Origin of the sequence: Haladaptatus sp., from assembly GCF_049589095.1 — an archaeon.
GTDB lineage: Archaea > Halobacteriota > Halobacteria > Halobacteriales > Haladaptataceae > Haladaptatus.
The window spans coordinates 1-8,244 of the sequence record NZ_JBAWAC010000552.1 but is presented as its reverse complement, the minus strand read 5'-3'; the positions used below and the strand labels follow the sequence as shown (position 1 = coordinate 8,244).

The window sequence follows — 8,244 nt, the reverse complement described above, 5'->3', positions numbered from 1 at the left end:
TTTGACTTCCGCCGCGCTCCGAGCGACGGCGGTGACCATCTCCTCGTCCGCGGTGAACGTCGTGGTCTTGCCGTACAGCGCCGTTTCGAACTCCACGTCGTGCATCGCGGCGGCGTGTTTCACGGTTCGCCGTGCTCGGGAGAGCATGTAGTCGTTGAGTTCGGCGGTCTCGCCGCGGACTTCGATGCGCATTCTCGCCTCCTCGGCGATGACGTTCTGTGCGTTCGGGGAGTGGACCTGTCCGACATTGATTCGCGTCGCCCCGTCCGCGTGTCGCGGAATCGCGTACAGGTTGCCGATGGCCGTCGTCATCGCCTGAAGTGCGTTTCGACCTTGGTTCGGTGCTTTCCCGGCGTGTGCGGCTTCCCCGTGGAACGCCACGTCGAGTTTCGCGTTCGATAGCGGATGTTCGTAGGCGGCGATAACCTTCCCCGTCTCGTTGTCGAGGCCGAGGTGGAGCGCGAGGAAGTGGTCGAGGTCGGCGAGGTGGTCCGTCTTACTCATCGGGACGCCGCCACGACCGCCCTCCTCGGCTGGCTGGAAGAAGAGTTTGAGGTGTCCATCGAACCCGCCGGTGGCGTCGAGTTCACGGGCGATTCCGACACCGATGGTCGTGTGTCCGTCGTGACCGCAGGCGTGCATCTCCCCGGGATGGCGGCTCACGAACCCCTCCCGTGCGGGTCGGTGATCGTCGTCGCTCGACTCGGTCAGTTCGAGCGCGTCCATGTCGATTCGGACCCCGATTGTCGGCCCATCGCCGGTTCCGTACGTCTTTTCGGCGACGAGTCCCGTCACGTCGCCCATTCGATCCAGATACCGCTCAGGTGCACCTTCCTCACGCGCTCGGGTTTTCGCGCCCGCGATCTCGTCGTCGCTCGGCACGCCGAGGCGTGCGTCGACATCGACGGCGTCCGCTCCGAGATGGAGCGTGAACCCCCGTTCATCGAGTTCCGCCGCGACGAGTGCCGTCGTCCGGAACTCCTTCCATCCGGCCTCGGGATGGGCGTGTAAATCGCGGCGCAGTTCGACGAGGGACGGATCGCCCGTGCTCGCCTCGCTATCTCGTGTTTCTCCTCCGTCCGCTCCGCCGTTCGCGTTCGTCATGTCACCTTCCTCGTGGGGGAAGGGGAAAGCGTTTACAAACCGGCAGACGGGGTTCTGTCGGGTCCCTTATCGTTCTCCCACCGTTCCCGGCACGTCCGCCGAAACGCTCACTCGACCGAGCGCATCCCACAGCGTCGCTTGATTGCTCGTCACCACCGGAATCCCGAGGTCCGATTCGAGGGGTTCGATGGCGGGGAACGTTCGGTAGTTCGTACACGAGACGAACACGGCGTCCACGGTACTCGGGTCCAAGACGGTATTCCGGACCTGTTGGTACGCGTCGTTCGGTGACAACGACCCGATGTCAGTGTTCGCCGTAATTCCCCGTCCGTGGAGATCGACCACCTCGAATCCGGCGTCGTCCAGGTATGACTCCTCGCGGTCGTTCAGATCGGCGGTGTACGGCGTCACGACGGCGATTCGCGTCGCGTCGAGCGTCGAAAGCGCCCGCTTGACCGACAGGGCCGTCGCCACCGCCGGAACGCCAGCGGCCTCGGCCAACGCGTCTTCGAGTTCCGCGTCGAACCCCGGGCCGTGGAGGAGGCTCCCCGTCGTACAGGCGTAGGCGACCGTATCGACGTCCGCGTGGGACAATCGCTCCGCACAGTCCACGGCATCGTCCGCCATCGTGTCCAGTTCGTCCACGGTGACCGATTCGAGCGGCATTCGGGCCGTGTGGAGGCTTACGCCCTCCGGAAGCACCCGCCCGAATTCGCCCTCCACCGTCGTGTTCGAGGACGGGACGACGACGCCGAGACGGCCGCGCCATCCGAACATTACGGCCACCCCGGTCGTGTCGATTCGCTCGGCACGCTCATTCCTCCCACTCCATCTTCCCGTCTTCCCTGTCCATCTCGATGGCGTCGGGGTCGCGCTCTTCTGCTGGACCGTGCCCGCCGCCGCCCGGCGTGAACACCGTGATGGTCGTCCCCGACTCCACGTCGCGGGTGGTCTTCGCCGGAACGCGTTCCCCGTCGATTTCGTTACGGCCGCACCGTCCGTCCTCTCCGCCGTCGATTCCGTGCGGAGCGACGCGTCGCCGTTCGGTCAACAGGGAGACGGTCGCGTCCGTTTCGACGCTGACGGAACGCACCACGCCGAGGCCACCACGGAACTGCCCGTGTCCGCCGCTGTTCTCGCGGAGTCCGTACCGTTCGACGAACAGCGGGTATTCGGCTTCGAGGGACTCGACGGGCGTGTTCAGCGTGTTCGTCATCCCGACTTGGACGCCGTCCATCCCGTCCTTCGTGGGGCGACCGCCGAAGCCACCCGCGATGGTCTCGTAGTAGGTGAAGCCGTCGTCACCGCCGCCCCTGCTTCCGATGGTGAGGTTGTTCATCGTTCCCTGCCCCTGCGCTGGAACGCGGTCCGGGGCCGCCTCGGCGAGCGCGGAAAACACGACGTCCGTCACTCGCTGGCTGGTTTCGACGTTGCCGCCCACCACGGCCGCTGGCGGTCGGGGGTTCAACAGCGACCCCTCCGGAACCGAGACGGAAACTGGGTCGTAACAGCCCTCGTTCGGCGGGATTTCGGGATCCGTCACACAGCGAATCACGAAGTAGACGGCGCTCTTCGCGACCGCGAGCGGCGCGTTGACGTTGCCCGGAACCTGCGGAGCGGTTCCGGAGAAATCCACCTCGATTTCCTCGTCGCCGACTGTCACGGAAACTTCGATGGGTATCTCGTCGTCCGAGATACCATCCCCTTCCATCACGTCGTGAGCGCTGTACGTCCCGTTCGGCAGGTCGGCGAGTTCGGCGAGCAGTCGATCCCGCGAGTACGAGATCACCGCGTCGAAGGCCGAGACGACGCGCTCCCGACCGTGTTCTTCCACGAGGTCGCCGAGTCGTTCCTCGGCCCGTTCGTTCGCGGCGATCTGTGCGCGGATGTCCGCCCGTCGCTCGCCGGGGTTCCTGACGTTGGCGAGCAGGAGGCTCATCACGTCGTCGTTGACTTCGCCACGCTTCACGAGGCGAACCGGTGGCAGTCGAATCCCCTCCTGATAAATCTCCTGTGCCCCGGCGGGCATGCTTCCCGGCGTCATCCCGCCGACGTCGGCGTGGTGCGCGCGGGAGACGGCGTACCCGAGGATTTCGTCCCCGACCGTAACCGGCGACACCATGGTCACGTCCGGGAGGTGCGTACCACCCTCGAACGGGTCGTTCAGGACGAACACGTCGCCCGGTTCCGGGTCGTAGTCGAGCACCGTGTCCACGGCCTCGGGCATCGCGCCGAGGTGCACCGGGATGTGTTCGGCCTGCGCGACCAGTCGCCCTTCGGCGTCGAACAGCGCCGTCGAGCAGTCGCGTCGCTCCTTGATGTTCGGCGAGTACGACGAGGTGATGAGCACCTGTCCCATCTCCTCGGCGACACCCTCGAACTGATTGCGCATGATTTCGAGCGTTACCGCGTCGATGTCCGTGTCAGAGTTCGAATTCGAATCGTCGTGGCTCATTCTTCCTCCCTCCCGAGCACCAGCGTTCCGTCCGCGTTCGTCGTCCCGGACCATCCCGGCGGCACGACGACCGTACTTTCGTCCTGTTCGAGGATCGCGGGGCCGGAAACCGAATCGGACTCGCCGAGTCCGGTTCGGTCGAACACCGGCGTCTCGTGGAACTCGCCATCGAAAAACGCCTCGCGGTATCCCTTCTCGGCGTCGCCCGCGGTTCGATACGAAACCGATGGCGACTCGCGGTCGACGACCGCCGTCGTCCGCAGGTTCACGAGTTCGATGGGGTCGTCCATGACGTAGCCGTAGGCGCTCTCGTGGGCGTCCTCGAATCGCTCCGCGACCGTTTCGGCGTCGAACGCCTCGTTCACTGGAACCGTGAGTTCGAAACTCTGGCCGACGAACCGCAGGTCGGCGGCCCGCTGGACCGCCGCCGCATCCCGATTCTCCACGTCCGAGAGTACCTCGTCCGTGAGGTCGTCGTAGGCGGATTCGACATCGTCCAGCGAAACGTCCGCCAACGGATTTCTCAACGTTCGAACCGAGTCGTGTTTCTCGTCCGCCGCGAGCAGACCGTAGGCCGACAGCACGCCGCAGGCGTGCGGAATCACGAGTCGATCCATGTCCAAACTCTCCGCGATCGCGCCGGCGTGCATCGGTCCCGCGCCGCCGAACGCCACGAGTCCGAATCCGCGCGGGTCGTGGCCCCGTTCGACCGTGACGGCCCGAATCGCCCGCGCCATGTTCGCGTTCGCGACCCGGAAGACGCCCCGAGCGGCAGCGAGGGCGTCGTCCAAGCCAGCTTCGTCCGCGAGCTTCGAGAGCGCCTCGTGGGCCGCGTCCACGTCGAGTTCGAGTTCGCCGCCGAGCGCCGAACTCCCGCCGATGTAACCGAGGACGACGTTCGCGTCCGTCACCGTCGGCTCCGTTCCGCCGCGTCCGTAGCAGGCGGGGCCGGGGTTCGCACCGGCGGACCGCGGCCCGACGCGGAGGGCGTTTCCGGCGTCCACCCACGCGATGGAACCGCCGCCCGCGCCGACCGTGTTCACGTCCACCATCGGCGTCTTGATGGGTCGGCCGTTAATTTCAGCGTTCGTCGTCCGTTCGACTTCGCCGTCCCGGACGAGGCTCACGTCGCTCGACGTGCCGCCCATGTCGAAGGTGACGAGGCCGTCCACGTCGTCGGCAGCGGCGGTCTCCGCCGCGCCGACGACCCCGCCCGCCGGGCCGGACATCGTCGTCGTCACCGCGTGCTCGCGGACGGTTTTCGCCGATGCGATGCCGCCGTTGGCCTGCATGATCCGGGGTTCCGGAACGCCCCGGTTCCCGGCGCGTTCCTCCAAGCGACCGATGTAGGCGTCGATCGCTGGCGTCACGTAGGCGTCCACGACCGTCGTCGAGGTTCGTTCGAATTCGCGGAACTCCGCGAGCACCTCGTGGGAAACCGAGATCGGGACGTCCAGTTCCTCGCGGAGAACTTCGGCGACCCGTCGTTCGTTCTCGGGGTGCTGATACGCGTGCAACAGGGAGACGGCGACGCTTTCGGCACCACTGTTACGGATCTTCCCCGCCAGTTCGCGTACCTCGCTCTCGTCGGGTTTCGTCAGGACGCCGTCGACGCCCGTCCGCTCGGCGACTTCGAACCGCCGCCGTCGCGGGACGAGCGGCGCGGGTTTGTCGATGTTCACGTCGTAGAGGTCCGGTCGGGCCTGTCGTCCGATTTCGAGTACGTCGCGGAAGCCTGCCGTCGTCACGAGTGCCGTTTTCGCGCCGTTCTCTTCCAGCAGGGCGTTCACCGAAACCGTCATCGCGTGAGTGAACGCGTCCACGTCCGTCGGGTCGATGCCCGCCTCCTCGCAGGCTTTCCCGATTCCCTGTACGACGCCGACGCTCTGGTCGTCCGTGCTCGGCACCTTCGCCGTCACGAGTTCGTCGTCCGGCAGGAGGAGGACGACGTCGGTGAACGTTCCGCCGACATCGACTCCGATGCGGGTTCGGTCGTTCCCGGTCATTCAGAGCCCTCCGATGACGGTGTAGAGCGCACGTACTCCGAGCCAGACGACGACGAGTGTGACGACGATTCCGAGGACGTTCTGCGTCGTGTCGTTCACGTACTCCCCCAGGATGTCCCTGTCGTTCATGATGTAGATGAGGAAGAGCGCGACGATAGGTAACAGGACTCCGTTCGCCACCTGCGCGAAGACGATGGCCTGCACCGGTTGGTAGCCAGCCGCGGAGAACACGACTCCGATGAATAGGATGACGGCCCAAACTGCCCGAAACTTGAACGATTTGAGGTCGGTGTCCCAGCCGAAGGCTCCCGCAGTCGCGTACGCTCCGGCGAGCGGTGCCGTGGTCGCGCTCGTGAATCCGGCCGCGAACAGGCCGATGCTGAACAGGACCGTCGCGTACGGTCCGGCGAGCGGCCGTATCTGGTCGGCCATCTTGCTCACGTCGCTGATCTGGGTTCCGACGGGGAACGCCGCGGCCGCGGTGACGAGGATGGCGATGGTGATTGCGCCGCCGATGATGATGGAGAGTATCGTGTCGGCGCGCGACTCGGGCAATTCGTCCGGTCCCGACCAGCGTTCCTGGACGCTTCCGGCGTGCAGGAACAGGTTGTAGCCGACGACGGTCGTCCCGATGAGTCCCGTGATGAGGAACGTCGAACCTTCGGGGACGCTCGGGACGAATCCCGCCGCGAGCGCGCCGAGGTCGGGGCCGATGAGGATGGCGTCGATGACGAACGAGAGCGCCATGATAGCCACCAACGCGACGAGCGCCCTCTCGATGAGTTTGTAGCGTCCGGTCCAGAGGAGCGCGGCCGCGAAGAGACCCATGGCCGGACCCCAGATATGTGCGCTGATGCCGGTAATGCCCGCTAACCCGGCCGCTCCGCCGAGGATGTTCCCCGTCTCGTAGGCGGCCGTCCCGATACCGATGGCGCTCACGACGAGCGCGATGCTGAGGGTCGAAAGCAGGGGGTTGTCGAACTGTTCCCGAAGCGCTTCGCCGAGTCCCTCGCGGGAGACGACGCCGAGGCGGGCGCTCATCTCCTGGAGGACGATGGTGGCGATGATCGAGAAGACGATAGTCCAGACGAGCGCGTAGCCGAACTCCGCGCCAGTCACGCTGGCGGTCGTCACCGTTCCGGGGCCGATGAAGGCGGCGGCCACCATCGCGCCGGGTCCGATAGAGCGTAGTCGTTCACTGATATTCATGGTTGTGGTATGCTATTATGCCACAACCCAAGGATTGGGGATAAATCCTGTTGAGAACGGTGTGTATCGCCGTCTCTCGCCGTATGAAATCGTATGAAGAAGTATGAACGGGAGACGGACGACGGCTACTGACGATTCGGACTAATATCGACGGATACTGACGAATAGCGACGACGAACACTGAGGGATGACGATGAACTCAGACGACTGACGACGAATGACGAACGGATCAGCGTTCGGGGTCGACTTCCGTCATCAGCACCTTGGAGACGCCTTCCTCCAGTTCGATTTCGAAAGGAAGCCGGGCGCTGCTTCGCTCGACGAATCGCGTCATGAACCATTTGACCGACTCGGTTGGGAACACGACGTGATACGTGTCGCCCTGCGTTCCGCGAACGGTCAGGAAACCACAGAACGAAAGCCAGTCGAGCAGTTCCCCGAGCGTTTCGAATCGGTGTTCGTACTCGCGGGCGTGATAGTTCGAGACGCTGTCTGCCAGTTCGATAAACGCCGCATCCGGCTCGCCGTCTTCGTCCTCGACGTACTCCAAGAAGCAGTGGAGGAAGTCCACGTCGAGCAGGACGTGTTCGCCGCTCGCCAGCATTTGATGGTACGCTTCGAGGCTCGGTCCCGCTTGGGTCGTGGCGGCGTCGTAGTTCGCGGCGTAGAAGACGAGTGCCTGCCTGACGAGTTCGCTCTGGGGTTTTCCGTCCCGACTCACGAGTTCGTCCAGCGCGACCTGTGCCTCGTCGTCCAGCGACACCGTTACCCGGTTCGTCATGCTCCCACCTACCCACCCAACCCATTTATGCGTTCGTCCGGTTTATCGCCCGCTTGAGCGACAGGTCGAGCGCTACCACACGTACTTTCCAAAAATTTTCATCCCGATACCGCTGCACGTTTGTGCATCCTTTTATTCCGGAGACCGTCGTACACGGTCCGGAGGATTTCAAGGATGACAACCGCGGAGACGTACGACAGGGAACGACTGGCAAACACGATTCAAGATACGTGGCGACTCCTCATGGGTGTCGGCGTCGTACTCACGATCGTCGGCTTACTGGCGATCCTGACGCCGTTCTTCACGGGAATCACGCTGTCGTTTCTGTTCGGCGTGTACCTCGTGATCGGCGCGATTGCCCACTTCGTCCACGCGTTTTCGGGGCGCGGGTGGACGGGTTTCGTCTTTCAACTGCTGTTGGCGATCATCTTCGCCATCGGTGGTGTCGCGTTCCTCCTGAACCCGTTGGTCGGACTCACGGCGCTAACCATCCTGCTCGTCATCTTTTTCCTCGTCGAAGGGGCCGTCGAGGTGGCCATGGGGTTCCGACTCCGACCGGAGCGCGGGTGGCTATGGATCGCCATCAGCGGAATCGCGTCGATCCTCGTCGCCTTCTTCGTCTGGCTGTCGTACCCGAGTTCCGCGACGTGGGCCGTCGGACTCCTGTTCGGTATCGGCCTCTTCACGAG

At 64.6% G+C, this 8,244-nt stretch carries 7 protein-coding genes; 1 reads left to right on the top strand and 6 read right to left on the bottom strand.

Going from position 1 to position 8,244, the window contains the following annotated elements; all coding sequences use genetic code 11:
- The 6 genes from WBV42_RS17490 to WBV42_RS17465 form a co-directional block, all read right to left on the bottom strand.
- The coding region (locus tag WBV42_RS17490; RefSeq protein ID WP_423987158.1) for an amidohydrolase at window positions 1-1,104 on the bottom strand (1,104 nt) is incomplete at its 3' end.
- Between the two features lie 66 nt (window positions 1,105-1,170).
- Window positions 1,171-1,881, bottom strand: a complete 711-nt coding sequence (locus tag WBV42_RS17485; RefSeq protein WP_423987157.1) for a maleate cis-trans isomerase family protein — start codon at window positions 1,879-1,881, stop codon at window positions 1,171-1,173.
- A gap of 37 nt (window positions 1,882-1,918) precedes the next feature.
- Complete coding sequence (locus tag WBV42_RS17480) at window positions 1,919-3,559, bottom strand: hydantoinase B/oxoprolinase family protein (protein ID WP_423987156.1); 1,641 nt, start codon at window positions 3,557-3,559, stop codon at window positions 1,919-1,921.
- Window positions 3,556-5,565: a hydantoinase/oxoprolinase family protein gene (locus tag WBV42_RS17475; protein WP_423987155.1), complete on the bottom strand. Its 2,010-nt coding sequence runs from the start codon at window positions 5,563-5,565 to the stop codon at window positions 3,556-3,558. The genes WBV42_RS17480 and WBV42_RS17475 overlap by 4 nt, the downstream gene beginning before the upstream one ends.
- Complete coding sequence (locus WBV42_RS17470) at window positions 5,566-6,774, bottom strand: Nramp family divalent metal transporter (protein WP_423987154.1); 1,209 nt, start codon at window positions 6,772-6,774, stop codon at window positions 5,566-5,568.
- A 229-nt stretch (window positions 6,775-7,003) separates the two neighbouring features.
- Window positions 7,004-7,555 (bottom strand): ribbon-helix-helix protein, CopG family, encoded by a 552-nt coding sequence (locus WBV42_RS17465; protein ID WP_253227939.1) that lies wholly within the window; start codon window positions 7,553-7,555, stop codon window positions 7,004-7,006.
- Between the two features lie 174 nt (window positions 7,556-7,729).
- Here WBV42_RS17465 and WBV42_RS17460 point away from each other — a divergent pair.
- A partial coding sequence (locus WBV42_RS17460; protein ID WP_423987153.1) for an HdeD family acid-resistance protein occupies window positions 7,730-8,244 on the top strand: 515 nt, incomplete at its 3' end.

What these genes read in the sequence shown, in the direction of transcription:
- WBV42_RS17470 (WP_423987154.1), bottom strand. Translation starts at nt 6,774, where the DNA reads ATGAATATCAGTGAACGACTACGCTCTATCGGACCCGGCGCGATGGTG.
- WBV42_RS17485 (WP_423987157.1), bottom strand. Translation starts at nt 1,881, where the DNA reads ATGTTCGGATGGCGCGGCCGTCTCGGCGTCGTCGTCCCGTCCTCGAAC.
- WBV42_RS17465 (WP_253227939.1), bottom strand. Translation starts at nt 7,555, where the DNA reads ATGACGAACCGGGTAACGGTGTCGCTGGACGACGAGGCACAGGTCGCG.
- WBV42_RS17480 (WP_423987156.1), bottom strand. Translation starts at nt 3,559, where the DNA reads ATGAGCCACGACGATTCGAATTCGAACTCTGACACGGACATCGACGCG.
- WBV42_RS17475 (WP_423987155.1), bottom strand. Translation starts at nt 5,565, where the DNA reads ATGACCGGGAACGACCGAACCCGCATCGGAGTCGATGTCGGCGGAACG.